This window comes from Pseudomonas sp. 7-41, assembly GCF_021233075.1.
Classification (GTDB): Bacteria; Pseudomonadota; Gammaproteobacteria; order Pseudomonadales; family Pseudomonadaceae; genus Aquipseudomonas; species Aquipseudomonas veronii.
Map to the genome: position 1 here is coordinate 5,429,996 of NZ_CP089551.1, position 25,789 is coordinate 5,455,784.

Annotated in this window: 24 protein-coding genes; 18 read left to right on the forward strand and 6 right to left on the reverse strand. The window is 62.5% G+C overall.

The window, feature by feature from the left end:
• Positions 1–41 precede the first annotated feature (41 nt).
• Together LQ249_RS24630 and LQ249_RS24635 are read left to right on the forward strand one after the other, a co-directional pair.
• Positions 42–179: a hypothetical protein gene (locus LQ249_RS24630; RefSeq protein WP_003175756.1), complete on the forward strand. Its 138-nt coding sequence runs from the start codon at positions 42–44 to the stop codon at positions 177–179.
• 73 nt (positions 180–252) lie between these two features.
• Positions 253–1,212, forward strand: coding sequence for a hypothetical protein (locus LQ249_RS24635; RefSeq protein ID WP_017847163.1), 960 nt, complete (start codon positions 253–255; stop codon positions 1,210–1,212).
• Between the two features lie 111 nt (positions 1,213–1,323).
• Here LQ249_RS24635 and rluB read toward each other — a convergent pair whose 3' ends face one another.
• From rluB to LQ249_RS24660, 5 genes are all read right to left on the reverse strand, one after another.
• The gene (gene rluB / locus LQ249_RS24640; RefSeq protein ID WP_017847162.1) at positions 1,324–2,568 is read right to left on the reverse strand and encodes a 23S rRNA pseudouridine(2605) synthase RluB; all 1,245 of its coding nucleotides are present in this window, start codon (positions 2,566–2,568) and stop codon (positions 1,324–1,326) included.
• 290 nt (positions 2,569–2,858) lie between these two features.
• Complete coding sequence (gene scpB / locus LQ249_RS24645; protein WP_079444579.1) at positions 2,859–3,785, reverse strand: SMC-Scp complex subunit ScpB; 927 nt, start codon at positions 3,783–3,785, stop codon at positions 2,859–2,861.
• A gap of 12 nt (positions 3,786–3,797) precedes the next feature.
• Complete coding sequence (locus tag LQ249_RS24650; protein ID WP_169850570.1) at positions 3,798–4,496, reverse strand: segregation and condensation protein A; 699 nt, start codon at positions 4,494–4,496, stop codon at positions 3,798–3,800.
• A gap of 120 nt (positions 4,497–4,616) precedes the next feature.
• On the reverse strand, positions 4,617–5,246 hold the full coding sequence (locus LQ249_RS24655; RefSeq protein WP_017847159.1) for an L-threonylcarbamoyladenylate synthase: 630 nt from the start codon (positions 5,244–5,246) through the stop codon (positions 4,617–4,619).
• Between the two features lie 13 nt (positions 5,247–5,259).
• Entirely contained in the window at positions 5,260–6,123 is an 864-nt protein-coding gene (locus tag LQ249_RS24660) for a PHP domain-containing protein (RefSeq protein ID WP_046382274.1), read from the reverse strand.
• A gap of 87 nt (positions 6,124–6,210) precedes the next feature.
• Between LQ249_RS24660 and LQ249_RS24665 the strand changes: the two genes are divergently transcribed.
• From LQ249_RS24665 to LQ249_RS24695, 7 genes are all read left to right on the forward strand, one after another.
• Complete coding sequence (locus tag LQ249_RS24665) at positions 6,211–6,807, forward strand: septation protein A (RefSeq protein WP_046382273.1); 597 nt, start codon at positions 6,211–6,213, stop codon at positions 6,805–6,807.
• Position 6,808: 1 nt separating this feature from the next.
• Positions 6,809–7,108: a YciI family protein gene (locus tag LQ249_RS24670; protein ID WP_046382272.1), complete on the forward strand. Its 300-nt coding sequence runs from the start codon at positions 6,809–6,811 to the stop codon at positions 7,106–7,108.
• A gap of 106 nt (positions 7,109–7,214) precedes the next feature.
• Positions 7,215–7,622, forward strand: a complete 408-nt coding sequence (locus tag LQ249_RS24675; RefSeq protein ID WP_126588750.1) for a translation initiation factor 2 — start codon at positions 7,215–7,217, stop codon at positions 7,620–7,622.
• A 7-nt stretch (positions 7,623–7,629) separates the two neighbouring features.
• Entirely contained in the window at positions 7,630–8,307 is a 678-nt protein-coding gene (locus LQ249_RS24680) for a response regulator transcription factor (RefSeq protein ID WP_046382270.1), read from the forward strand.
• 169 nt (positions 8,308–8,476) lie between these two features.
• Entirely contained in the window at positions 8,477–8,944 is a 468-nt protein-coding gene (locus tag LQ249_RS24685) for an LTXXQ domain protein (RefSeq protein ID WP_046382269.1), read from the forward strand.
• A 67-nt stretch (positions 8,945–9,011) separates the two neighbouring features.
• On the forward strand, positions 9,012–10,355 hold the full coding sequence (locus LQ249_RS24690) for a sensor histidine kinase (RefSeq protein WP_046382268.1): 1,344 nt from the start codon (positions 9,012–9,014) through the stop codon (positions 10,353–10,355).
• A gap of 40 nt (positions 10,356–10,395) precedes the next feature.
• Positions 10,396–11,745 carry a CoA transferase gene (locus LQ249_RS24695; RefSeq protein WP_057004522.1) on the forward strand — a complete coding sequence of 450 codons (1,350 nt, stop codon included), beginning with the start codon at positions 10,396–10,398 and terminating at the stop codon, positions 11,743–11,745.
• A gap of 59 nt (positions 11,746–11,804) precedes the next feature.
• On the opposite strand, the gene arcD (LQ249_RS24700) is transcribed toward LQ249_RS24695, so the two are convergent.
• Complete coding sequence (arcD, locus tag LQ249_RS24700) at positions 11,805–13,232, reverse strand: arginine-ornithine antiporter (RefSeq protein ID WP_046382266.1); 1,428 nt, start codon at positions 13,230–13,232, stop codon at positions 11,805–11,807.
• A gap of 440 nt (positions 13,233–13,672) precedes the next feature.
• On the opposite strand from arcD (LQ249_RS24700), the gene arcD (LQ249_RS24705) reads away from it, so the two are divergent.
• The 9 genes from arcD (LQ249_RS24705) (at position 13,673) to LQ249_RS24745 (ending at position 25,775) form a co-directional block, all read left to right on the forward strand.
• Positions 13,673–15,100, forward strand: a complete 1,428-nt coding sequence (arcD, locus tag LQ249_RS24705; RefSeq protein WP_026140052.1) for an arginine-ornithine antiporter — start codon at positions 13,673–13,675, stop codon at positions 15,098–15,100.
• Between the two features lie 24 nt (positions 15,101–15,124).
• On the forward strand, positions 15,125–16,381 hold the full coding sequence (gene arcA, locus LQ249_RS24710) for an arginine deiminase (protein WP_017847148.1): 1,257 nt from the start codon (positions 15,125–15,127) through the stop codon (positions 16,379–16,381).
• Positions 16,382–16,450: 69 nt separating this feature from the next.
• Complete coding sequence (locus LQ249_RS24715; RefSeq protein WP_017847147.1) at positions 16,451–17,461, forward strand: ornithine carbamoyltransferase; 1,011 nt, start codon at positions 16,451–16,453, stop codon at positions 17,459–17,461.
• Positions 17,462–17,646: 185 nt separating this feature from the next.
• A complete protein-coding gene (arcC, locus tag LQ249_RS24720; protein WP_017847146.1) occupies positions 17,647–18,576 on the forward strand; it encodes a carbamate kinase in 930 nt (309 codons plus the stop codon).
• Positions 18,577–18,594: 18 nt separating this feature from the next.
• Entirely contained in the window at positions 18,595–18,957 is a 363-nt protein-coding gene (locus LQ249_RS24725; protein WP_079444584.1) for a DUF5064 family protein, read from the forward strand.
• A 119-nt stretch (positions 18,958–19,076) separates the two neighbouring features.
• Positions 19,077–20,585 (forward strand): sigma-54-dependent transcriptional regulator, encoded by a 1,509-nt coding sequence (locus LQ249_RS24730; RefSeq protein WP_017847144.1) that lies wholly within the window; start codon positions 19,077–19,079, stop codon positions 20,583–20,585.
• A 413-nt stretch (positions 20,586–20,998) separates the two neighbouring features.
• Entirely contained in the window at positions 20,999–21,382 is a 384-nt protein-coding gene (gcvH, locus tag LQ249_RS24735; RefSeq protein WP_046382263.1) for a glycine cleavage system protein GcvH, read from the forward strand.
• A 10-nt stretch (positions 21,383–21,392) separates the two neighbouring features.
• Entirely contained in the window at positions 21,393–24,233 is a 2,841-nt protein-coding gene (gene gcvP / locus LQ249_RS24740; protein ID WP_126588756.1) for an aminomethyl-transferring glycine dehydrogenase, read from the forward strand.
• 165 nt (positions 24,234–24,398) lie between these two features.
• Positions 24,399–25,775 carry an L-serine ammonia-lyase gene (locus tag LQ249_RS24745; protein WP_017847141.1) on the forward strand — a complete coding sequence of 459 codons (1,377 nt, stop codon included), beginning with the start codon at positions 24,399–24,401 and terminating at the stop codon, positions 25,773–25,775.
• The last annotated feature ends 14 nt before the right edge of the window (positions 25,776–25,789 follow it).

The window sequence follows — 25,789 nt, forward strand, 5'->3', positions numbered from 1 at the left end:
GGGTAAGCCGTTCTCAAACAACGTCCTCTAGGAGATACACCATGCAAGCACTGGAAAACGACCTGGAAACCGAACTGCAACTTGACGATTGGTTTGAAGCGCCGACCCATGAGGCCGCCGTTGAAATGATGCAAGCCGATGCCGTGGTGCCTTTTGGCACCGCGATGTGGCCGTTCTAACCCTCGGCAGGCATCCGGCAGGCGCAGTGCGCTGCGCCTGCCCCCTTACCCAAGGCACACAAGGACACCCGTCATGGACAAGGCCCGCGCCGTCGAACACTTTCTCTACTACCTCGCCCACCATCCGGCCCTCAGCGGCTTGAGCCGGCCGACTGTGCTGCTGGGCCATACCGAACGCTACGAGGCGATTGCCCAGGCGATCAGCCTCGGCAGCGCCGCCCGCTTCAACTTCCAGGTGCAGCGCCTGGACCTGGCCGCCAGCGACACCCTGGCCGAAGCCATCGAAACCTGCGACCTGTACCTGTTTTTCTACGACGCCTCGACCCTGCCCAACCCCCGCGCCGAAGGCCCGGACTTTATCCGCGCGTTGCATGGCGTAATGGCCGAGCACTGGAAAAAATCCCTGCTGTTCAAGGACTACGGCGACTACTTCTACGACACCTTCAGCGTCGAGCCGCAACGCATCGCCGACCTCAACGCCACGCTGATCCGGCGCATGTCCCAGGCCTCGGTGCTGAGCTTCAGCGATCGGCACGGCTCACGCCTACGAGCACCGCTGAGCAGCATCAAAAAGTGGACCAATATCAACGGCATCGGCAACCACGACCTGGCCCCCGGCGAGATCGCCACCCACAGCGAAGCCATCAACGGCCAGGTGCGGTTTGTCGGCACCTTCCTCAGCACCATCCCCTTCGCACGCAAATATGGCGTGCTGCAATCACCGCTGGAGCTGTGGATCGAAAACTCGACCATCTGCAGTGTGGCCAGCGACGTCCCGGGGCTGGCGGATGATTTCAACAAGTACCTGAACGCCAACCCATCGAACCGCCGCGTGGAGGAACTGGGGATCGGTACCAATGAAGGGGTCAAGGATCTGTATGCGCGCAACGCCGGGTTCGAAGAGCGTCACTGCGGCCTGCACCTTGGGTTGGGTGGCGGGCAGAAAGGCAGTCATCACCTGGATTTGATCTTCGCCAGCGGGGTGTTGGCGCTGGATGACAAGCCGGTGTTCGATGGCACCTTTGCGTTCTGATCAGATCCAACTGTGGGAGGGGCTTGCTCCCTCCCACAGTTGATGGCATTGCAAATGCAGATCCAAAAAAAACGCCAACCCGAGGGTTGGCGTTTTTATGCAGCCGTTACATCACTGCGGTTTCTTGCGACCAAAACCCGGGCGCTGACCGGAACCGGCCGGCGCGCCACGGCGTTTGCCCGACGGCTCGTCCGCCACCAGTTTCAGGCCTGGGCGCTTGTTCGGCGCGGGCTTGGCTGGGCGCTTGGTGCTGGCGTTGTCGGCCGGGCGACCTGCGGGCGCACCGCGACCGGCTTCACCGCGATTACCGCGACCACCGCTTGGCGCTTCGCCACGGCCGGCAGGACGCGGCGTGCGTGGCGCACGTTCGCCTTCCTGACGCGATGGCGCGGTTGGACGACGCTCGCCTTCAATGTGCGGCTCACGGGAAATCCGCCCGCCGGTAGCCGGTGCATCCAGCGCCGGGCGCAGGGTGCGGGCAACGCGTTCGGTGCGGGCCACCGGGCGCGACGATTTACGCTGCATGCGTTCGAGCTTGTCTTTGCTCTTGGCGTTCATCTGCGGCATCGCGACCGGCGTCAGGCCGACTTCGGCGCTGAGGATGTCGACTTCGTACTGGCTCATTTCGCGCCAGCGGCCCATCGGCAGGTCGGAGTTGAGAAACACCGGACCGAAGCGCACGCGCTTCAGGCGGCTGACCACCAGGCCCTGGGATTCCCACAGGCGACGCACTTCACGGTTGCGACCTTCCATCACCACGCAGTGATACCAGTGGTTGAAACCTTCGCCGCCGGGTGCTTGCTTGATGTCGGTGAACTTGGCCGGGCCGTCTTCGAGGACGACGCCCGCTTTCAAGCGCTCGATCATCTCGTCATCGACTTCACCACGCACACGCACGGCGTATTCGCGGTCCATCTCGTAGGACGGGTGCATCAGGCGGTTGGCCAGCTCACCGTCGGTGGTGAACATCAGCAAGCCGGTGGTGTTGATGTCGAGACGGCCGATGTTGATCCAACGGCCTTCTTTGGGCTTTGGCATCTTGTCGAACACGGTCGGACGGCCTTCCGGGTCGTCACGGGTGCAGATCTCGCCATCGGGCTTGTTGTACATGATCACGCGGCGCACCGATTCGGCGGCCTCTTCACGCTTGATGACCTTGCCATCAATGGTGATTGCATCGTGCAGGTCGACGCGCTGGCCGAGGGTGGCCTCGACGCCGTTGACCTTGATGCGCTTCTGGGTGATCCAGGCTTCGACGTCGCGGCGCGAGCCCACGCCGATACGCGCCAGCACCTTTTGCAGTTTTTCGCCTGCTGGGCCGATTTCCTGGCTGTCGTTCTGGTCTTTATCGTTCATCTTAAGCACCTCCCGGTGGGTCGATTCAGGCGTGGCCTGAAGAGTGTTGAAAGCGGGGCTTTGGCCGAATACATCGGCAAAGGGTCGCGAATCATACGCGCATGGCGCGCGTTGCGCATCAGAAGCTAGTCGATAAGTGCCGAGTCGGTGGTTTTTCCGCCGACCGGTGGTGCCCACCGGCTGTAGGAGCGAGCTTGCTCGCGAATATCGTCAACGATAACGCGGGGAATCTGGTTGTCTGCGGTGTTCTTGGGTTTTTCGCGAGCAAGCTCGCTCCTACAAGGTGGGCGTCAGTCGTCGAGCTGGCGGCGCTCGGCCTCGATGGCTTCGGCCAGGGCACGGGCTTCGTCCTCTTCGTCGCTCAGCGGCGGCTGTTCGAGGGCGGCGACGGCAGCCAGGAGTTTTTCGCGGGCTTGGGCGACGCCGAGAATGTCTTCCTCAGGTTCCGCTTCGGGCTCTGGCTCGGCTTCAACATTCACCTGGCTTTCGGGCTCGGCCGCGCCATCACGCAGCAAGTCATCGAAGTCGGTCTTGATCCCCTGCTCCATGTCGTCCAGTTCCAGCAACAAGGTATGGAAACTGGTTTCGTCCTTCGGTTCTTCCGGCTCGGCCGTGGCATCGGCCAGTTCCTGCAGGCTCGCCGGGACCGGGGCGTCGTCGAAGTCGAGTTCCGGCTCGGTTTCCATCTCGCGCAATTCGGCCAAGGGCGGCAGGTCGTCGAGGTTTTTCAGGTTGAAGTGGTCGAGGAACACCTTGGTGGTGGCGAACATCGCCGGTTTGCCGGGCACGTCGCGGTAACCGACGATGCGAATCCACTCGCGCTCCAGCAACGTCTTGACGATATGGCTGTTGACCGCCACACCGCGCACGTCCTCGATTTCACCACGGGTGATCGGCTGGCGATAGGCGATCAGCGCCATGGTTTCCAGCATCGCCCGGGAATAACGTTGCGGGCGTTCTTCCCACAAGCGGCCGACCCATGGGGAAAACTTCTCACGTATCTGCAGGCGATAACCCGACGCCACTTCGCGCAGTTCAAAGGCGCGGCCGTCGCAGGACTTGCGCAGGATCTCCAGGGCTTTCTTGAAGACCGGCGGTTCAGGACGTTCGGCCTCTTCAAAGAGTTCGAACAGGCGCTCCAGGGATTGCGGCTTACCCGAGGCCAGAAGAAAGGCCTCCAGCAGCGGGGCCAGTTCGCGGGGTTCAGTCAGATTCATCGATTCAGCTCGTTATTCGGCTCGCGCCCGCACGTGGATAGCCGCAAAAGGCTCATTCTGGACCAGCTCGACCAAGGATTCCTTGACCAGCTCAAGGATCGCCATAAAGGTCACCACCACCCCCAGGCGCCCTTCTTCGGCGGTGAACAGCTCGACAAACGGCACAAAACCGCCGCCTTTGAGGCGTTCGAGCACATCGCTCATGCGCTCGCGGGTCGACAACGCCTCGCGGCTGACCTGGTGGTGTTCAAACATGTCGCCACGGCGCAGTACCTCGGCCATCGACATCAGCAACTCTTCCAGGCTCACGTCCGGCAACAGCTTGCGCGCCCGGGCTTCCGGGGCATCGAGCTTGGGCACCACCACATCGCGGCCCACGCGGCTGAGGCCGTCGATGCCTTCGGCGGCGGCCTTGAAGCGTTCGTACTCCTGCAGGCGTCGGATCAGTTCGGCGCGCGGGTCGTCCTCTTCGGCCTCGATCGTCTCCGAGCGCGGCAACAGCATGCGCGACTTGATCTCGGCGAGCATCGCGGCCATCACCAGGTACTCGGCGGCCAGTTCCAGGCGCACCGACTGCATCAGCTCGACATAGCCCATGTACTGGCGGGTGATTTCCGCCACCGGGATGTCGAGGATGTTGATGTTCTGCTTGCGGATCAGGTACAGCAGCAAGTCCAGCGGGCCTTCGAAGGCCTCGAGGAACACTTCCAGGGCATCCGGCGGGATGTACAGGTCCAGCGGCATTTCCATGACCGCCTGGCCATACACCATGGCAAACGGCAGTTCCTGCTGGGCGCCGGCCTGGCTGTCGACGGTTTCCACGGCCGACATTCAGGCCTCGGCCATAAACGGCGCGGGGTCGCCGCAGCCGACGCGGATCACTTCGGGGTCGCCGTCGGCCAGGTTGATCACGGTGGATGCCTTGCCGCCGCCGAAACCACCGTCGATGATCAGGTCGACGTGTTTTTCCAGCAGTTGGCGCATTTCGTAGGGGTCTTCCAGCGGTTCAGTGGCGCCGGGCATGATCAGCGACACGCTCATCAACGGCTCGCCCAACTCGGCCAGCAGCGCCAGGGCAATCGGGTGTTCCGGCACGCGCAGGCCGATGGTGCGCTTCTTCGGATGCAGCAGCAGGCGCGGCACTTCGCGGGTGGCGTTGAGAATAAAGGTGTACGGCCCCGGCGTGTGGGCCTTGAGCAGGCGGAAGGTGCCGGTGTCGACCTTGGCGAACAGGCCCAGTTGGGACAGGTCGCTGCAGATCAGCGCGAAGTTGTGCTTGTCGTCCAGCTGACGCAGGCGTCTGACACGCTCGACCGCGTTTTTGTCGCCGATCTGACAACCGATGGCGTAGGACGAATCCGTTGGATAGATCACCACGCCACCGGCGCGAATGATCTCCACGGCCTGTTTGATCAGGCGTGGCTGAGGGTTTTCCGGATGAATCTGGAAGAATTGACTCACGTGCTCTACCTGTTCAGACGGTGGCAATAATGGGGTCATGCTTGAATCGCCCCCACAAAAGCGGCAAGTCTTCCGGGACCGGGCGATATTCGCCGATCTCGGACCAGCCGCCTGGGCCATGAAAGTCACTGCCGGCGCTGACCAGCAGACCAAATTCGCGGGCAAGAATCGCCAGGCTGCCAACCTGTTCGGCGGGTTGATGCCCGTTGACCACTTCAATTGCGTGGCCGCCCGCACCAATATAGTCGCCAATCAGCTTGCGACGCTTGCTGCGGGTGAAATCGTAATGCCAGGGATGTGCCAAGCTGACCCAGGCCCCGGAGGCCCGCAGGGTCTCGACGGTGTCGTCCAAGGTCGGCCAGTGCTGCTTGACGTCGCCCAGCTTGCCGGCGCCCAGCCATTTGCGAAAGGCTTCGGCGCGGTCCCGGACAAACCCTTCGCGCACCATCCAATCGGCGAAATGCGGCCGGGCCGGTGCGTTGCCGCTGTCGCCCAGCTCCTGCTGGATGGCCCGGGCGCCGTCGAGGGCGTTGGACATGCCTTTGAGGCCGAGCTTGCGGCTTATTTCTTCGGAGCGCAGCCAGCGGCCATCGCGCAATTGGGCGATGGCCTCCACCAGCGGCGGGGCTTTCTGGTCGAAACCGTAGCCAAGCACATGAATGGTGGCGCCACCCCAGGTGCAGGACAATTCCACGCCGTTGACCAGTTGCATGCCCAGGGCCTGGGCGGCTTCGCGGGCTTCGTCGAGGCCTTCGAGGGTATCGTGGTCGGTCAACGACAGGACTCGCACGCCTTTTTCAAACGCACGCGCAACCAGCACCGCGGGCGCCAGGGCGCCATCGGAGGCCGTGCTGTGGCAGTGCAAATCAACATTCACGGAAGTGTGTAACCTCAAGTCAGGTGGCGCTTTCGCTACCAAGGATGTTTGTTATTATGCCGCCACATCCAGCTTCTGGCTCTTACTGTGAAACAATTCATCGACTTCATCCCGCTGTTGCTGTTTTTCATCGTTTACAAACTCGACCCCAGGGTCATCGATCTCGCCGGCCATGAACTGACCTTCGGAGGCATCTACAGCGCCACCGCCGTACTGATCATCAGCTCCATCGTGGTCTACGGCGCCATCTTCATCTCCCAGCGCAAACTCGAAAAAAGCCAATGGCTGACCCTGGTCGCCTGCCTGGTCTTCGGCAGCCTGACCCTGGCTTTCCACAGCGAAACCTTCCTTAAATGGAAAGCCCCGGTGGTGAACTGGCTGTTCGCCCTGGCGTTTATCGGCAGCCACTTCGTTGGCGACCGCCTGTTGATCAAGCGGATCATGGGCCACGCCCTGACCCTGCCGGAGCCGGTATGGACGCGCCTGAACATGGCCTGGATCGTGTTTTTCCTGTTCTGCGGCGCCGCCAACCTGTTCGTGGCCTTCACCTTCCAGGACTACTGGGTCGACTTCAAGGTGTTCGGCAGCCTGGGCATGACCGTATTGTTCCTGGTCGGCCAAGGCATCTACCTGTCGCGCCACCTGCATGACACCGACCCCACTTCGCCGAAAACCGAGGACTGACATGCTCTACGCCATCATTGCCACCGACGTTGCCAACTCGCTGGAAAAACGCCTCTCCGCGCGCCCGGCCCACGTCGAGCGCCTGAAAGTACTGCAGGCCGAAGGCCGCATCGTGTTGGCCGGCCCGCTCCCGGCGATCGACAGCAACGACCCGGGCGACGCCGGTTTCACCGGTAGCCTGATCGTTGCCGAGTTCGCGTCCCTGGCCGATGCCCAGGCCTGGGCCAAGGCCGATCCGTATGTAGCGGCCGGCGTCTACGCGGACGTGGTGATCAAACCGTTCAAGCAAGTCCTGCCTTGACCCCGGTCGCGCCGAACCAATTCGGTTCGGCGCACTCCTAATTGCTCATTATTCTGGGTAACCTGCCGACAACGTTCTGAATATTCGTGTGGAATCAGGAGTTCCGATGCGCTTACGTCAGTTGTGTCTGTTGGCAGTGTTAATGATCGGGGCTACGGCCCACGCTGAAGAAACCTCAAGCACCGGCAGTTCTACGCCCCTGTCCTTGAGCGCCGGCAGCCAGATCACCGAATTGCAGCAACGCTTGAAAGAAAGCGAACGGCTGCGTGAAGAACTGAGCAAGCAACTGCAAACCACGGATGCTGCGCGTGAAAGTGCCCAGTTGAGTCGCTTGCGCCAAGAGAACCAACGCCTGGCCCAGCAACTCAAAGAGGTACAGGGCGGCGGCTTGACCCGATGGCTGACCGAACAGCAGCAGTGGTTTGTCACCGGCGCGGCCGTCGCGCTGATCGCCTTGCTGTGCGGGATCTTCGCCAGCGGTGGGCACCGTCGCCGTCGACAATGGCTAAATTGAGTGAGTCATGAGCGAGCTGTTACTGATAGATGATGACCAGGAGCTCTGTGAGCTGCTGACCAGTTGGTTGGGCCAGGAAGGCTTCCAGGTGCGCGCCTGCCACGACGGTTTGAGCGCCCGCAAAGCCTTGGCCGACAGCGCCCCGGCGGCCGTGGTGCTCGACGTGATGTTGCCCGACGGCAGCGGCCTGGAGCTGCTCAAGCAATTGCGCAACGACCATCCGGAGTTGCCGGTGCTGATGCTGTCGGCCCGGGGCGAGCCGCTGGACCGCATCCTCGGCCTGGAACTGGGCGCCGACGATTACCTGGCCAAGCCCTGCGACCCGCGGGAACTGACTGCTCGCCTGCGCGCGGTGCTGCGCCGCAGCCACCCGGCTGCCGTGTCGACCCAGCTGGAACTGGGCGACCTGTGCTTCAGCCCGGTGCGCGGCGTGGTCAGCATCGACAATCAGGAATTCACCCTCACCGTCTCCGAAAGCCGCCTGCTCGAAGCCTTGCTGCGCCAGCCCGGCGAACCGCTGGATAAACAGGAACTGGCGCAGATCGCCCTCGGCCGCAAGTTGACCCTCTACGATCGCAGCCTCGACATGCACGTCAGCAACCTGCGCAAGAAGATCGGCCCGCACCCGGATGGCCGGCCACGGATCGTGGCGCTGCGCAGCCGCGGCTACTACTACAGCCTCTGAACCCCGCGCCACACTGATCCCACCGTTGATCTGCTCGTTTCCAAGGGTTTTGTCAGCCGCCGCCAAAACCCTCTTTACCCAAGCTTTACCCACACCTGACCGCCGCTGACCTTGATCTCCGTAATCTACTCACATCCGGACTCACCGGAATAGAGACAGGAGAATCACCATGCGCAAGACCCTAATCGCTCTGATGTTCGCCGCTGCCCTGCCCACCGTTGCCATGGCGGCAATGCCCGAAGGCCCAGGCCCGATGGGCGGCCCAGAAGGCCACATGATGATGGGTGGCCCAGGCCACGGCGGTGAACATGGTCCGCGTGGCAAAGGTGGCCCGCTCAGCCAGCTGGACTTGAGCAAGGAACAGCGCGAGCAAATTGGCAAGCTGATGGGTGACCAATGGCAGGCTCGCAAAGACCTGGTCAAAAAGTACCTGGACAAACTCCCGGCTGCTGAGCAGAAAGCCATGCAAGATGAAATCGCCGCCGGCAAGCAGAAAACCCAGGCCGATATCCGTGCCGTACTCAAGCCTGACCAGCAGAAGAAATTCGACGAGATCGTCAAGAAACAGGAACAACGCCGCGCCGAATGGAAGGAATTCCAGGCCTGGAAAGCGCAGCAGCCGCAAAAAGCGCAATAATGCGTTAGCTTCACTGCCCCAGCCCAGCGGTTCGCGCCGCTGGGCTTTTCCTGTTTGAGGGTTTCCTGTGCGTTCATTGTTCTGGCGCATCCTGGCCAGTTTCTGGCTGGCTATCGCCTTGGTTGCCGGGCTGTCGATCCTGCTTGGGCATATGCTCAACCAGGACGCCTGGATTCTCAGCCGCCACCCCGGCCTCAATAACCTGGCCGAAGAGTGGACCCAACTCTACGAAGCCCAGGGCGAGGACGCCGCCCAAGACTTGCTGCAACAGCGCAAGCGTCAGTATCACATTGACGTGCAAGTACTCAACGAAAGCGGCGAGCCCGTGGTCCGCGGCACCTTTCCGCGCCGCGCCGCCGCCTTCGAAGCCCGGCAGAACGACAGCAAGGACGGCCACCTGCCCTGGCGGCGCCTGACCGCCGAGTACACCAGCGAAAAGACCGGCGACACCTACCTGCTGATCTATCGCATCCCCCACCCGGAGCTGGACGCCTGGCACCGCAGCAGCCTGATGTGGCCGTTGAGCGCATTGGCGATTGCCCTGGTGGTGCTGACCCTGTTCAGCCTGCTGGTGACGCTGTCCATCACCCGCCCCTTAAGCCGCCTGCGTGGCGCGGTACACGACCTCGGCCAGGCCACCTACCAGCAGAACAGCCTGGCGCAACTGGCCAACCGCCGCGATGAGTTCGGCGTACTCGCCACCGACTTCAACCGCATGGGCGCACGCTTGCAGAGCCTGATCGGCAGCCAGCGCCAGCTGCTGCGAGACGTGTCCCACGAACTGCGCTCGCCCCTGGCCCGCCTGCGTATCGCCCTGGCCCTGGCCGAGCGGGCCGGCCCCGAGGAACGGGAAAGACTCTGGCCGCGCCTGACCCGCGAGTGCGACCGCCTGGAAGCGCTGATCAGCGAAATCCTGGTGCTGGCCCGGGTCGATGCCGACAACGCCAGTGCCGAAGACGTCGACCTCATCCCGCTGCTCAAGACCCTGCAAAAGGACGCCCAACTCAGCGCGCCGGACCAAGTGGTGCAACTGAGCGCCGATCCCGACCTGCGCCTCAAAGGCTGGCCGACCATGATCGAACGCGCCGTGGATAACCTGTTGCGCAATGCCCAGCGCTTCAACCCGCCCGGCCAACCGATCGAGTTGCAGGCGCGCCGCCTGGGCGAACGCATTCTGATCAGCGTGCGCGACCACGGCCCCGGCGTCGAAGCCGAGCACCTGAGCCAACTGGGCGAGCCGTTCTACCGCGCCCCCGGCCAAACGGCGCAGGGCCACGGCCTGGGTCTGGCGATTGCACGGCGCGCAGCGGAACGGCATGGCGGCAACCTGATCCTGACCAATCATCCCGACGGCGGTTTCAGCGCCAGCATCGACCTGCCATTGACGCCGGGGGTTGTCACACCGGTGTGATGATCTTCTATAGTGGCCCTTCTCTTATGGAGGGCCTTCGATGACTGACCTGCTGACTCCCATCCAAGCCGCACTCGATCTACCGCGCACCCCGCTGACCTCGACCGGGGCCGGCGCCTTGCCGTCGATCTTCGCCGTGAGCGACCTGGCCTGCGCCAGCATCGGCGCCGCCGGCCAGGCGGTTGCCCAACTCATCCTGCAACAGACCGGGCGCTTGCCCAGCGTGAGCGTGGACCGACGCCTCGCGTCTTTCTGGTTCTCTTCTTCGATCCGCCCCACAGGCTGGCAAGTACCGCCACTGTGGGACCCGGTAGCCGGCGACTATGCCAGCGCCGACGGCTGGATTCGCTTGCACACCAACGCGCCGCATCACCGTGCGGCTGCCGAGCGGGTGCTGGGCCACGTCGCTGACCGTGCCGGGATGGCGAGCAAGGTCGTCGCGTGGAACGCTGCCGAGCTGGAGCAGGCGATTGTCGATGCCGGCGGTTGTGCCGCGCAGATGCGGTCGTGGCAGGCCTGGCAGCAACATCCCCAAGGCTTGGCGGTGAATGCCGAGCACCTGGTTCAGCGCCAAACTTTTGAACCCGCCGCCAACAGGCCCTGGCGCGGCTCGGCGGCCCGCCCGCTGGCCGGCCTCAAAGTGCTGGACCTGACCCGCGTGCTGGCCGGCCCCGTGGCCAGTCGTTTTCTCGCCGGGCTGGGCGCGGACGTGCTGCGCATCGACTCGCCGACCTGGAACGAGCCGGGCGTGGTGCCGGAAATGACCCTGGGCAAACGCTGTGCGCGCCTGGACCTGAAAACCGCCGCAGACCGCCAGGTTTTCGAAGGGTTGCTCAAAGACACCGATATCCTGTTCCACGGTTACCGCGCCGATGCCCTCGAGCAATTGGGCTACACCGCCCACGCATTGCAACAGCTCGCCCCCGGCCTGATCGACGTGAGCCTCAACGCCTATGGCTGGAGCGGCCCGTGGCGCAATCGCCGGGGCTTCGACAGCCTGGTGCAGATGAGCTGCGGCATCGCCGACGCGGGCATGGCCTGGAAACACACGGATAAACCTGTGCCGCTGCCGTTGCAGGCGCTGGATCACGCCACCGGCTACTTGATGGCGGCCAGCGCGATCCAGGCCCTGCGCGAGCGCTTGGCGTCCGGCCGTGGCGGCTCGGCGCGGTTGTCGTTGGCGCGCACGGCAAAATGCTTGATGGAGGCCGGGCCGGTTCCGGAGCAACCGGCATTGCGGGCCGAAGCCCTCGAAGACCAGGGGCTGGTGGTGGAGCAAACCGCCTGGGGACCGGCGCACCGATTGCTCGCGCCGCTGACCATCAGCGGCACACCGTTGCAGTGGGATTTGCCGGCAGGGGAATTGGGGTCGCACCGGCCTCGCTGGTGACCTGAGACCGCCATCGCGGGCGTGCCCGCGATGAGGCCCACACGATCAAGCCACCCTGCTCATAACGACAACACTCCGCTATACAGCCCATACGCCGCCAACCCCGCGCCCGCAATCACACAGGCGAAAATGCCTTTTTCCACATGGGTAAACAACGGCAGGCCCTGCTCGCGCTTGGCCAGGGCAAACAGCACCACGCCCGGCGCATACAGCAACGCCGACAGCAGCAAGTACTTCAGGCCCCCGGCGTACAGCAGCCACACCGCGTAGCCCAATGCAATCAAGCCCACCAGCAGATCTTTCAGACGCTGGCGCTGGGCGCCTTCGTAGGTTTCCCCGCGCCCGCTCAACAACACCGCGTAGGCCGCCGACCACAGGTAAGGCACCAGGATCATGGATGAAGCCAGGTAAATCAGGGTGGTGTAGGTGCTTTCGGAAAACAGCGTGATCACCAGGAATATCTGGATCATCACATTGGTCAGCCACAGCGCATTGACCGGCACCTGATTGGCGTTTTCCTTTTTCAGGAAGGCCGGCATGGTCTTGTCATGGGCCGTGGCGTAGAGGATTTCCGCGCAGAGCAGCGCCCATGACAACAACGCGCCCAGCAGCGATACCGCCAAACCGATGCTGATCAGCAGCGCGCCCCAGGGACCGACGATGTGCTCCAGCACGCCGGCCAGGGACGGGTTCTGCAATTGCGCCAGTTCCGCCTGGCTCATGATCCCCAGGGACAGCAGGTTCACCAGCACCAGCAACGCCAGCACACCGAGAAACCCGATCACCGTGGCCCGGCCCACGTCCGAGCGTTTCTGCGCCCGCGCCGAGTACACGCTGGCGCCCTCGATGCCGATGAACACGAACACCGTGACCAGCATCATGTTGCGCACCTGATTCATCACACTGCCGAAATGCGGCTTGCCCAGGCCCCAGATGTCGGCGGTGAAGACATCGGCCTTGAACGCCACGCCGGCGATGACCACGAACATCAGCAGCGGCACGAGCTTGGCCACGGTGGTGATCTGGTTGATGAACGCCGCCTCCTTGATCCCGCGCATCACCAGAAAATGCACGGCCCACAGCAACACCGAGGCGCAGCCGATGGCCACTGGCGTATTGCCTTCGCCGAATACAGGAAAAAAATAGCCGAGGGTGCTGAACAGCAACACGAAGTAGCCGACGTTGCCCATCCACGCACTGATCCAGTAACCCCAGGCGGACGAGAAGCCCATGTAGTCGCCGAAGCCGGCCTTGGCGTAGGCATACACCCCGGAATCCAGCTCGGGTTTGCGGTTGGCCAGGGTCTGGAACACAAATGCCAGGGTCAGCATGCCCACGGCGGTGATCGCCCAGCCGATCAATACCGCGCCGACTTCCGCGCGCGCGGCCATGTTTTGTGGCAGGGAAAAAATCCCGCCGCCGATCATGGAGCCCACCACCAGGGCGATCAAGGCGCTGAGTCGAAGCTTTTCAGACGATTGCGACATGAATTCTCCAGAATTAAAAGAACCACCGTGTACTCAACTAATTTACGCAGGCGCGTTAGCGTTTATCAGATATCGCGAATAAAACGCAGGCTCTAATAACCCAAAGGCATGTCAAAAAACAGAGTTTAGTCAAATTTATAAATTAAATAAGTATTGAACTTTAAGGATTTGAGTGTCCTGCCAAGCCGGCCCGGAAAAAGTTTGCACATTCACCAAAAGGGGCTAGCTTGAAACGTCCCTGCAATCAGGAAACCTTAATAATAAAAAAGCGCATAGAGGCTCTACGACGAGCGTCTTGGCGGCACTATCGCGCGCACGGCATTTTCACTCTAAGTCATTAATTCACAATGGAATGTGCCAATGATGTGATCTGAGTCAGCTGTTTGATTAGCGCACGGAATTATTCTGTGGTCTCTCTTCTCCTGCATTGGAGTCATACAATGTCTGAATCTGCCGGAAAACTTCGACTTGGCGCACTGGTTGCACTTGTCGTGGGTTCAATGATTGGCGGCGGGATCTTCTCTCTGCCGCAAAACATGGCGGCCAGCGCCGATGTCGGCGCCGTCCTGATTGGCTGGGTGATTACGGCTGTAGGCATGTTGACCCTGGCGTTTGTGTTCCAGACCCTGGCCAACCGCAAACCCGATCTCGACGGCGGCGTATATGCCTACGCCAAGGCCGGCTTCGGCGACTACATGGGCTTCTCGTCCGCCTGGGGGTACTGGATCAGCGCCTGGCTGGGCAACGTCGGCTACTTCGTGCTCTTGTTCAGCACCCTCGGCTACTTCTTCCCGATCTTTGGCGAGGGCAACACCCCGGCCGCGGTGATAGGCGCTTCGGTGCTGCTGTGGGCCGTGCATTTCCTGGTATTGCGCGGGATCAAGGAAGCGGCGTTCATCAACCTGGTGACCACCGTCGCCAAGGTCGTGCCGCTGGTGCTGTTCGTGCTGATCGCTGTATTCGCGTTCAAGCTGGACATCTTCACCGCTGACATCTGGGGCCTGAAAAACCCGGACCTGGGCAGCGTGATGAACCAAGTGCGCAACATGATGCTGGTCACCGTGTGGGTGTTCATCGGCATCGAAGGCGCAAGCATCTTCTCGGCGCGGGCCGAAAAACGCAGCGACGTGGGCAAGGCCACTGTGATCGGCTTTATCACCGTGCTGCTGTTCCTGATGCTGGTCAACGTGCTGTCCCTGGGCATCATGACCCAACCGGAACTGGCCAAGCTGCAGAACCCGTCGATGGCGGCCGTGCTGGAGCACGTCGTGGGCCACTGGGGCGCCGTGTTGATCAGCGTCGGCCTGGTCATCTCGCTGCTCGGCGCGCTGCTGTCGTGGGTGTTGCTGTGTGCGGAGATCATGTTCGCCGCCGCCAAGGACCACACCATGCCGGAGTTCCTGCGCCGCGAGAACGCCAACCACGTGCCGGCCAATGCCCTGTGGCTGACCAACGCACTGGTCCAGGTGTTCCTGGTGATTACCCTGTTTTCCGCCAGCACGTACCTGTCGCTGATCTACCTCGCCACCTCGATGATCCTGGTGCCTTACCTGTGGTCGGCAGCTTATGCGCTGCTGCTGGCGGTACGTGGCGAGACCTACGAAAACGCCCCGGCCGAGCGCAGAAAGGACCTGATCATCGGCGCGATCGCGCTGATCTATGCGGTCTGGCTGCTCTACGCCGGCGGTACCAAATACCTGCTGCTCTCCGCCCTGCTCTATGCCCCTGGCGCGATCCTGTTCGCCAAGGCCAAGCATGAACTGGGCAAACCGATTTTCACCAACGTCGAGAAGCTGATTTTCGCTGCGGTGGTCGTTGGCGCCCTGGTGGCTGCCTATGGCCTCTACGCCGGCTTCCTGACTATGTAATTGTTGCTCACTGGAGGATCTGTAATGACCACGGAAAAAGTGAAGTACGGCGTACATTCCGAAGCCGGCAAACTGCGTAAAGTCATGGTGTGCTCCCCAGGTTTGGCCCACCAGCGGCTGACCCCCAACAACTGCGACGAACTGCTGTTCGATGATGTGCTGTGGGTGGCCCAGGCCAAGCGCGACCATTTCGACTTTGTCACCAAGATGCGCGAACGGGACATCGATGTGCTGGAAATGCACAACCTGTTGACCGATATCGTCGCCATCCCCGAAGCCCTGGACTGGATTCTGGAACGCAAGATCACCGCCAACCAGGTCGGCCTCGGCCTGATCAACGAAGTCGGCTCGTGGCTGCGCAGCCTGGAGCCGCGCAAAATCGCCGAGTTCCTGATCGGTGGCGTGTCGGCCGATGACCTGCCGGACAGCTTCGGTGGCAAGACCATCGAGATGTTCCGCGATTTCCTCGGCCACTCCAGCTTCATCCTGCCGCCGCTGCCGAACACCCAGTTCACCCGCGACACCACCTGCTGGATCTTTGGCGGCGTGACGCTGAACCCGATGTACTGGCCGGCGCGACGCCAGGAAACCCTGCTGGCCAGCGCCATCTACAAATTCCACCCCGAGTTCACCAACGCCGACTTCCAGATCTGGTACGGCGACCCGGACCAGGACCATGGCAACGCCACCCTCGAAGGCGGCGACGTCATGCCGCTCGGCAACGGCGTGGTGTTGATCGGCATGGGCGAGCGTTCGTCGCGCCAGGCCATCGGCCAACTGGCGCTGAACCTGTTCAAGCACAAAGCCGTCGAGCGCGTCATCGTCGCCGGCCTGCCGAAATCCCGCGCGGCGATGCACTTGGATACCGTGTTCAGCTTCTGCGACCGCGACCTGGTCACCATCTTCCCCGAAGTGGTCAGCCAGATCGTCGCCTTCAGCCTGCGCCCGGACGACAGCAAGCCCGGTGGCATCGATGTGCGCCGTGAAGACGCAAGCTTCCTCGACGTGGTCGCCACCGCCCTCAAGCTCAAAACCCTGCGCGTGGTCGAAACCGGCGGCAACAGCTTCGCCGCCGAGCGCGAGCAGTGGGACGACGGCAACAACGTCGTGGCCCTGGAGCCTGGCGTGGTGATCGGCTACGACCGCAACACCTACACCAACACCCTGCTGCGCAAGTCCGGCGTGGAAGTCATCACCATCAGTGCCGGTGAACTCGGTCGTGGCCGTGGCGGCGGCCACTGCATGACCTGTCCGATCATCCGCGACCCTATCGACTATTAATTTCCAGGCCTTGGCCGCCGCCCACAAGGCGTCGGCCAAGGGGATAACCTGAACACAAGGAGATCCACCATGGCTTTCAACATGCGCAACCGCAGCCTGCTGTCGCTGATGCACCACACCAATCGCGAGCTGCACTACCTGCTGGACCTGTCCCGCGACCTCAAACGCGCCAAATACACCGGCACCGAGCGCGCGCACCTCAAGGGCAAGAACATCGCGCTGATCTTCGAAAAAACCTCGACCCGCACCCGCTGCGCCTTCGAAGTCGCGGCCCACGACCAGGGTGCCCACGTCACCTACATCGACCCGGTGTCGTCGCAGATCGGCCACAAAGAAAGCATGAAAGACACCGCCCGCGTCCTCGGTCGGATGTTCGATGCCATTGAATACCGTGGCTTCGAGCAGGAAATCGTCGAAGAACTGGCCAAGTTCGCCGGTGTGCCGGTGTTCAACGGCCTGACCGCCGAATTCCACCCGACCCAAATGATCGCCGACACCCTGACCATGCGCGAACACAGCGACAAGCCGCTGCATGACATCAGCTACGCCTACCTGGGCGACGCACGCTACAACATGGGCAACTCGCTGCTGATGATCGGCGCCAAGCTGGGCATGGACGTGCGTATCGGCGCGCCGAAAGCCCTGTGGCCCCACGAAGACTTCATCAAACAGTGCCAGGCCTTTGCCGAAGAAAGCGGCGCGCGCATCACCATCACCGAAGACCCTCTTGAAGCGGTGAAGGGCGTGGACTTCATCCACACCGATATTTGGGTGTCCATGGGTGAGCCGGTGGAAGCGTGGGACGAGCGTATCGAGCAACTGCTGCCGTACCAGGTCAACGCCAAGATGATGAAAGCCTCGGGCAACCCCCGGGTGAAGTTCATGCACTGCCTGCCGGCGTTCCATAACAGCGAAACCAAGGTCGGCAAGGACATCGCCACGCGTTATCCGAACCTGGCCAATGGCGTGGAAGTGACCGAAGAGGTGTTTGAATCCCCGGCCAACATTGCCTTTGAACAGGCGGAAAACCGCATGCATACCATCAAGGCGATCCTGGTGTCGGCGTTGGCGGATATCTGATTTCGACACAACGTCTACTGTAGGAACACGGTCAAAATGTGGGAGGGGCGGTGCGACGATTCGACTTGCCCCCGATAGCGGTGTATCAGTCGACACAAGTATTGAATGTTAGCCCGCCATCGGGAGCACGCGCCCTCCCACACTTAGTCCTGTGTTCACACGCTGAACTCTAGAAGGATTGCATTATGCGTATCGTCGTTGCACTGGGCGGTAACGCCCTGCTCCGCCGTGGTGAACCCATGACAGCGGACAACCAACGCGCCAATATCCGAATCGCTACCGAACAGATTGCCAAGATCCATTCCGGCAACGAGCTGGTGATCGCCCACGGCAATGGCCCGCAAGTCGGCCTGCTGTCGTTGCAGGCAGCGGCCTACACCAGCGTCTCGCCGTACCCGCTGGACGTGCTCGGTGCCGAAACCGAAGGCATGATCGGTTACATCATCGAACAGGAACTGGGCAACCTGCTGGACTTCGAAGTCCCGTTTGCCACCCTGCTCACCCAGGTCGAAGTGGACGCCAACGACCCGGCCTTCAAAAAACCCAGCAAACCGATCGGCCCGGTGTACTCCCAGGCCGAAGCCGAGAAACTCGCCGCGGAGAAAGGCTGGACCATTGCCCCGGATGGCGATAAATACCGCCGCGTGGTGGCCAGCCCGCGGCCGAAACGCATCTTTGAAATTCGCCCGATCCAATGGCTGCTGGAGAAAGGCAGCATCGTGATCTGCGCCGGCGGTGGCGGTATCCCGACGATGTATGGCGAAGACGGCAAACTGCGCGGCATTGAAGCGGTCATCGACAAAGACCTGTGCTCATCGCTGCTGGCTTCGCAACTGGAAGCCGATTTGCTGGTGATCGCCACCGACGTCAACGCGGCGTTTATCGACTACGGCAAACCCACCCAGAAGGCTATCAGCCAGGCCCACCCGGACGACATGGAAAAACTCGGTTTCGCCGCCGGTTCCATGGGGCCCAAGGTCCAAGCGGCCTGCGAGTTCGCCCGCCAGACTGGCAAAACCGCGGTGATCGGTTCACTCTCGGACATCGAAGCCATCGTCCAGGGCACCGCCGGCACCCGTGTCAGCACAGCGACCCCTGGCATCCGTTATCTGTGAAGTTGAGGAGAAACGCCTATGGCCACCTTTGCACCCGGGCACTTGCACATCGAACGTCACGCGCTGCACGACGGCGACTACAGCTACAACCTGTGCATCGACTATGAAATCAGCCAGCATCCCAAGGAAGGCCAGGGGATGCTGTTCACCCTGCATGGGTCGGTGCAGGGCAAGGACCTCAAGGAAGAATTCTTCCTGCCCAAGGACCAGGCCTTCGACTTTGCCCGGCACGCGATGAATATCGCGCAGAAGTACGGGATGCCGAAGAGCGCGACACTCAATGGCGAGATGCACAAGCAGTACGACTCGATGTTCGAAGATGTGCGGCATCAGTTGAATGTGAAGCCCGGCGACCCCGTCAAACCCGAACACCTCGCATAACTCGGTCCAAATGTGGGAGGGGCAAGTCGAATCGTCGCACCGCCCCTCCCCCATTTTTGATCTCCCCCCCTGTCTGGCATACTTGCCGCCTCTCGCTCCCCAGAATTGTCAGCCGCCCCATGCGTATCCACGTCAGCTTCATCGACCGCGTCGGCATTACCCAGGAAGTCCTGGCCTTGCTCGGTGGGCGCAATCTCAACCTGGACGCGGTCGAGATGGTGCCGCCCAACGTCTACATCGACGCGCCGACCCTGAGCGCCGAAGTCCTCGAAGAGCTGCGGGACGCGCTGTTCAGCGTCAACGGCGTGCAGGCAGTGACCGTGGTGGACATCCTCCCCGGCCAACGCCGCCACCTGCAACTCGATGCCCTGCTGGCGGCCATGACCGACCCGGTGCTGGCCCTGGACAGCGCAGGCAAGATCCTGCTGGCCAACCCGGCGTTGATCGCCTTATACGGTCGCGAACCGGCCGGCGAAAGCATCAGCGAACTGTTCAACGATCCGGCCTTGCTCGACACCTTGCTGGAGCAAGGCTTTCGCTTGCCTCTGCGCGAGATCAGCGTCAACGGCCAGACCCTGCTGCTGGAGGCGACACCGATCACCGATGCCGGTGCCCTGCTCAGCCTCTACCAGCCCAACCGCATCGGCGAACAATTGTCGGCGCTGCACCACGACCATGCCGAAGGTTTCGATGCGCTGCTCGGCGAGTCGCCGGCGATCCGCACCCTCAAGGCGCGCGCGCAGCGTGTCGCGGTACTCGATGCGCCGCTGTTGATCCAGGGCGAGACCGGCACCGGCAAAGAGCTGGTGGCGCGGGCCTGCCACGCCATCAGCGCACGCTGCAGTGCGCCGTTCCTGGCGCTGAACTGCGCGGCGCTGCCGGAAAACCTCGCCGAAAGCGAACTGTTCGGCTACGCCCCCGGCGCCTTTACCGGGGCCCAGCGCGGCGGTAAGCCGGGGCTGATGGAACTGGCCAACCAGGGCACGGTGTTCCTCGATGAGATCGGCGAAATGTCGCCGTACCTGCAGGCCAAGCTGCTGCGCTTTCTCAACGACGGCAGCTTTCGCCGGGTAGGCGGCGACCGCGAAGTGAAGGTGAACGTGCGTATCCTCAGCGCCACCCACCGCGACCTGGAGAAGATGGTCGCCGAGGGCACCTTTCGCGAAGACCTGTTCTACCGCCTCAACGTCCTCAATGTCGAAGTGCCGCCCCTGCGCGAGCGCGGCCAGGACATCCTGCTGCTGGCGCGCTACTTCATGCAGCAGGCCTGCGCGCAGATCCAGCGCCCGGTCTGCCGCCTGGCCCCCGGCACTTACCCGGCCTTGCTCGGCAACCGCTGGCCGGGCAACGTGCGGCAGTTGCAGAACGTGATCTTCCGCGCCGCCGCCATCTGTGAAAGCAGCCTGGTGGACATCGGCGACCTGGACATCGCCGGCACCTCGGTCGCACGTCAGAGCGACAGCGAAATCACCAGCCTGGAACAGGCCGTGGAAGACTTCGAACGCAGCCTGCTGGAGAAGCTCTACGCCAGCTACCCCTCGACCCGCCAGTTGGCAAGCCGCCTGCAAACCTCCCACACCGCTATCGCCCATCGCCTGCGCAAATACGGCATCCCCAACAAACCCTGAGCAGCGCGCTGTCCACTGTAGGAGCGAGCTTGCTCGCGAAAAACCCGAGCGCACCGCGTTCATCCAGGCTTCCCACATCATCGTTGACGATCTTCGCGAGCAAGCTCGCGCCTACAGGGCTCGCATTCCAAATTGGGTCTGAGAACGACATCAACTGTACTGAAAGCGCTACAGCGTAACGATATCGCTACAACCCTGCTTTTTGCGCGCCATGCAAGGCTTTGATCCACATAGGCTTTTTTTCCAGCGCCGAACTGTAGCGAAATCGCTACAGCCTCAGCCGGCAACGCATTCGTCATTTTTATCAAGTCATTGATTTATAAACACTTAATGACATTGGCCGCGATATTGCTAAGCAACTCCCCATTATTCCAATCCCGTCCACCAGACGAATCTGGCCCCGAGGAGTTTCCATGAGCGAGTTGCGTTTCACTGAAGATCACGAATGGCTGCGCGCCGAAGCTGACGGCAGCGTCACCGTGGGTATCACCGCATTCGCGCAAAATGCGCTGGGTGATGTGGTTTTCGTGCAACTGCCGGAGTTGCAGGCTTACGAAAAAGGCGCCGAGGCGTCCACCGTCGAGTCAGTCAAAGCCGCCAGCGGCGTGTACATGCCCCTGGACGGTGAAGTGCTCGAAGTGAACGCCGAGCTGGAGGGCCGCCCGGAACTGGTCAACGAAGACCCGATGGGCGAAGGCTGGTTCTTCCGCTTTAAACCCGCCGATGCCAACGCAGTGACTACGCTGTTGGATCAGGATGCATATGACCGCCTGATCAAAGCCAACGCCGAAGCCTGAGGAGCGCGCCATGACGATCAACTTGAGCACCGCCAACGAATTCATCGCCCGCCACATCGGCCCGCGCCAGGAAGATGAGCAGCAGATGCTCGCCAGCCTGGGCTTCGACTCCCTGGAAGCCCTGAGCGCCAGTGTGATCCCGGAAAGCATCAAGGGCACCAGCGTGCTCGGCCTGGAAGATGGCTTGAGCGAAGCCGAGGCCCTGGCCAGGATCAAAGCCATCGCCAGCCAGAACCAACTGTTCAAGACCTACATCGGCCAGGGCTACTACAACTGCCACACGCCGTCGCCGATCCTGCGCAACCTCCTCGAAAACCCGGCCTGGTACACCGCCTACACCCCGTACCAACCGGAAATTTCCCAGGGCCGCCTGGAAGCGCTGCTGAATTTCCAGACCCTGATCAGCGACCTCACCGGCCTGCCGATCGCCAACGCCTCGCTGCTCGACGAAGCCACCGCCGCCGCCGAAGCCATGACCTTCTGCAAGCGCCTGAGCAAGAACAAGGCCAGTAATGCCTTCTTCGCCTCGATCCACAGCCACCCGCAGACCCTCGACGTGCTGCGCACCCGTGCCGAGCCGCTGGGCATCGACGTGGTGGTGGGCGATGAACGCGAACTGAGCGATGTCAGCCCGTTCTTCGGCGCCCTGCTGCAATACCCGGCCAGCAACGGCGACGTGTTCGACTATCGCGAGCTGACCGAACGCTTCCACGCCGCCAACGCCCTGGTGGCCGTGGCCGCCGACCTGCTGGCCCTGACCGTGCTGACCCCGCCGGGTGAGTTCGGCGCCGACGTGGCCATCGGCAGCGCGCAACGCTTCGGCGTCCCGCTGGGCTTCGGCGGCCCGCACGCGGCGTACTTCTCCACCAGGGATGCGTTCAAGCGCGACATGCCGGGCCGCCTGGTCGGTGTTTCGGTCGACCGCTTCGGCAAGCCGGCCTTGCGCCTGGCCATGCAGACCCGCGAGCAACATATCCGCCGCGAGAAAGCCACCAGCAACATCTGCACCGCCCAGGTCCTGCTCGCCAACATCGCCAGCATGTACGCCGTGTACCACGGCCCCAAAGGCCTGACCCAGATCGCCCAGCGCATTCACCAGTTGACCGCGATCCTGGCCAACGGCCTGCGCGCCCTGGGCCTGAAAGTCGAGCAAGAACACTTCTTCGACACGCTGACTCTCAACACCGGCACCCGCACCGCCGCCCTGCACGACCAGGCCCGCGCCCAGCGCATCAACCTGCGTGTGGTCGACGCCGAACGTCTCGGCCTGTCGGTCGATGAAACCACCACCCAGGCCGATATCGAAACCTTGTGGGCACTGTTTGCCGACGGTAAAGCCCTGCCGGACTTCGCCGCCAAGGTCGAAGGTAACCTGCCGGCCGCGCTGCTGCGTCAGTCGCCGATCCTGACCCATCCGGTGTTCAACCGTTATCACTCGGAAACCGAGCTGATGCGCTACCTGCGCAAGCTGGCCGACAAGGACCTGGCGCTGGACCGCACCATGATCCCGCTGGGCTCCTGCACCATGAAGCTCAACGCCGCCAGCGAAATGATCCCGGTGACCTGGGCCGAATTCGGTGCCCTGCACCCATTCGCCCCGGCCGAACAAAGCGCCGGCTACCTGCAATTGACCTCCGACCTGGAAGCCATGCTCTGCGCGGCCACCGGCTACGACGCCATCTCGCTGCAACCAAACGCCGGTTCCCAGGGCGAATACGCGGGCTTGTTGGCGATTCGCGCCTATCACCAGAGCCGTGGCGATCAGCACCGCGACATCTGCCTGATCCCGTCGTCGGCCCACGGCACCAACCCGGCCACCGCCCACATGGCCGGCATGCGCGTGGTGGTGACCGCTTGCGACGCGCGCGGCAACGTCGACATCGAAGACCTGCGCGCCAAAGCCATCGAGCACCGCGACCACCTCGCCGCGCTGATGATCACCTACCCGTCGACCCACGGCGTGTTCGAAGAAGGTATCCGCGAAATCTGCGGGATCATTCACGACAACGGCGGCCAGGTATACATCGACGGCGCCAACATGAACGCCATGGTCGGCCTGTGCGCGCCGGGCAAGTTCGGCGGCGACGTCTCGCACCTGAACCTGCACAAGACCTTCTGCATCCCCCACGGCGGCGGCGGCCCAGGCGTTGGCCCGATCGGCGTCAAATCCCACCTGGCCCCATTCCTGCCCGGCCACGCGGCCATGGCACGCAAGGAAGGCGCGGTGTGCGCGGCGCCGTTCGGCAGCGCGAGCATCCTGCCGATCACCTGGATGTACATCAGCATGATGGGCGGCGCGGGCCTCAAGCGCGCTTCGCAGCTGGCGATCCTGAACGCCAACTACATTTCCCGTCGCCTGGAAGAGCACTACCCAGTGCTCTACACCGGCAGCAACGGCCTGGTGGCGCATGAATGCATCCTGGACTTGCGCCCGTTGAAAGACAGCAGCGGCATCAGCGTGGATGACGTGGCCAAGCGCCTGATCGACTTCGGCTTCCACGCGCCGACCATGTCGTTCCCGGTGGCCGGCACCTTGATGATCGAGCCGACCGAAAGCGAATCCAGGGAAGAACTGGACCGTTTCTGCGACGCGATGATCGCCATCCGCGAAGAAATCCGCGCGGTGGAAAACGGCACCTTGGACAAGGACGACAACCCGCTGAAAAACGCCCCGCACACCGCGGCGGAACTGGTGGGCGAATGGAGCCACCCTTACAGCCGTGAACAAGCGGTGTACCCGCTGGCGTCGTTGATCGACGGCAAGTACTGGCCGCCGGTCGGCCGGGTCGACAACGTGTTCGGCGATCGCAACCTCGTGTGCGCCTGCCCTTCGATCGAGAGCTACGCATAACCTGGTCAAGAATGTGGGAGGGGGCTTGCTCCCGATGGCAGAGTGTCAGTTGATAGATCTGGTGACTGACACCCCCTCATCGGGGGCAAGTCGAATCGTCGCACCGCCCCTCCCGCACTTGACCGCGTATGACCTCAAGAATAATAAGAACCTGGAGAACAACTCATGTCGTTAAGCGTGTTCGACCTGTTCAAGATTGGCATCGGCCCCTCCAGCTCCCACACCGTCGGCCCGATGCGCGCCGCCGCGCGCTTTGTCGAGGGCTTGCGCCGTGACGACCTGCTGAGCGCCACCACCTGCGTCAAGGTGGAACTCTACGGCTCACTCGGCGCCACCGGCAAAGGCCACGGCAGCGACAAGGCCGTGTTGCTCGGCCTGGAAGGCGAACACCCGGACACCGTGAACACAGAAACCGTCGCCACGCGCCTGGCACAGATGCGCAGCGCCGGCCGTTTGAACCTGCTCGGCGAACACAGCATTGTGTTCAACGAGAAAGAACACCTGGCGATGATTCGCAAACCCCTCGCCTATCACCCCAACGGCATGATCTTCCGTGCCTTCGACGCCGCCGGCATCCAGATCCGCAGCCGCGAGTACTACTCGGTGGGCGGTGGCTTTGTGGTAGATGAAGACGCTGCCGGCGCCGACCGGATCGTCGAAGACGCCACGCCGCTGACCTTCCCGTTCAAGAGCGCCAAGGACTTGCTCGGTCATTGCGCCACCTACGGGCTGTCCATCAGCCAGGTGATGCTGACCAATGAAAGTGCCTGGCGCCCCGAAGCCGAAACCCGCAACGGCCTGCTGAAGATCTGGCAGGTGATGCAGGACTGTGTGGACGCTGGCTGTCGCAATGAAGGGATCTTGCCGGGAGGCTTGAAGGTCAAGCGTCGTGCCGCCGCCCTGCATCGCCAGCTGTGCAAGAACCCGGAGTCGGCCCTGCGCGACCCGTTGTCGGTACTCGATTGGGTCAACCTGTACGCGTTGGCGGTCAACGAAGAAAACGCCAACGGCGGGCGTGTGGTCACCGCGCCCACCAACGGTGCGGCCGGGATTGTGCCGGCGGTGCTGCATTACTACATGCGCTTTATCCCCGGCGCGAGTGAAGACGGCGTAGTGCGCTTTCTGCTCACCGCCGCCGCGATCGGGATTCTGTACAAGGAAAACGCGTCGATCTCCGGTGCCGAGGTTGGCTGCCAGGGTGAAGTCGGCGTGGCCTGCTCGATGGCCGCCGGAGCGCTGTGCGAAGTGTTGGGCGGCAGCGTGTCCCAGGTCGAAAACGCCGCCGAGATCGGCATGGAACACAACCTCGGCCTGACGTGCGACCCGATCGGCGGCCTGGTGCAAGTGCCCTGCATCGAGCGCAATGCCATGGGCTCGGTCAAAGCCATCAACGCAGTGCGTATGGCCTTGCGCGGCGATGGGCAGCATTTTGTGTCCCTCGACAAGGTCATCCGCACCATGCGCCAGACCGGCGCCGACATGAAAAGCAAATACAAGGAAACCGCCCGTGGCGGTTTGGCGGTCAACATTATCGAGTGCTGACGCTTAGAAGCGCG

Excerpts from the sequence above, each read along its gene's own strand:
- rluB (WP_017847162.1), bottom strand. The coding sequence starts at position 2,568 with ATGAACGATAAAGACCAGAACGACAGCCAGGAAATCGGCCCAGCAGGC.
- LQ249_RS24685 (WP_046382269.1), top strand. The coding sequence starts at position 8,477 with ATGCGCAAGACCCTAATCGCTCTGATGTTCGCCGCTGCCCTGCCCACC.
- scpB (WP_079444579.1), bottom strand. The coding sequence starts at position 3,785 with ATGAATCTGACTGAACCCCGCGAACTGGCCCCGCTGCTGGAGGCCTTT.
- arcD (WP_026140052.1), top strand. The coding sequence starts at position 13,673 with ATGTCTGAATCTGCCGGAAAACTTCGACTTGGCGCACTGGTTGCACTT.
- LQ249_RS24630 (WP_003175756.1), top strand. The coding sequence starts at position 42 with ATGCAAGCACTGGAAAACGACCTGGAAACCGAACTGCAACTTGACGAT.
- LQ249_RS24680 (WP_046382270.1), top strand. The coding sequence starts at position 7,630 with ATGAGCGAGCTGTTACTGATAGATGATGACCAGGAGCTCTGTGAGCTG.
- gcvP (WP_126588756.1), top strand. The coding sequence starts at position 21,393 with ATGACGATCAACTTGAGCACCGCCAACGAATTCATCGCCCGCCACATC.
- LQ249_RS24745 (WP_017847141.1), top strand. The coding sequence starts at position 24,399 with ATGTCGTTAAGCGTGTTCGACCTGTTCAAGATTGGCATCGGCCCCTCC.
- LQ249_RS24675 (WP_126588750.1), top strand. The coding sequence starts at position 7,215 with ATGCGCTTACGTCAGTTGTGTCTGTTGGCAGTGTTAATGATCGGGGCT.
- LQ249_RS24715 (WP_017847147.1), top strand. The coding sequence starts at position 16,451 with ATGGCTTTCAACATGCGCAACCGCAGCCTGCTGTCGCTGATGCACCAC.
- gcvH (WP_046382263.1), top strand. The coding sequence starts at position 20,999 with ATGAGCGAGTTGCGTTTCACTGAAGATCACGAATGGCTGCGCGCCGAA.
- arcD (WP_046382266.1), bottom strand. The coding sequence starts at position 13,232 with ATGTCGCAATCGTCTGAAAAGCTTCGACTCAGCGCCTTGATCGCCCTG.
- LQ249_RS24725 (WP_079444584.1), top strand. The coding sequence starts at position 18,595 with ATGGCCACCTTTGCACCCGGGCACTTGCACATCGAACGTCACGCGCTG.
- LQ249_RS24730 (WP_017847144.1), top strand. The coding sequence starts at position 19,077 with ATGCGTATCCACGTCAGCTTCATCGACCGCGTCGGCATTACCCAGGAA.
- LQ249_RS24635 (WP_017847163.1), top strand. The coding sequence starts at position 253 with ATGGACAAGGCCCGCGCCGTCGAACACTTTCTCTACTACCTCGCCCAC.
- LQ249_RS24670 (WP_046382272.1), top strand. The coding sequence starts at position 6,809 with ATGCTCTACGCCATCATTGCCACCGACGTTGCCAACTCGCTGGAAAAA.
- LQ249_RS24695 (WP_057004522.1), top strand. The coding sequence starts at position 10,396 with ATGACTGACCTGCTGACTCCCATCCAAGCCGCACTCGATCTACCGCGC.
- arcA (WP_017847148.1), top strand. The coding sequence starts at position 15,125 with ATGACCACGGAAAAAGTGAAGTACGGCGTACATTCCGAAGCCGGCAAA.
- arcC (WP_017847146.1), top strand. The coding sequence starts at position 17,647 with ATGCGTATCGTCGTTGCACTGGGCGGTAACGCCCTGCTCCGCCGTGGT.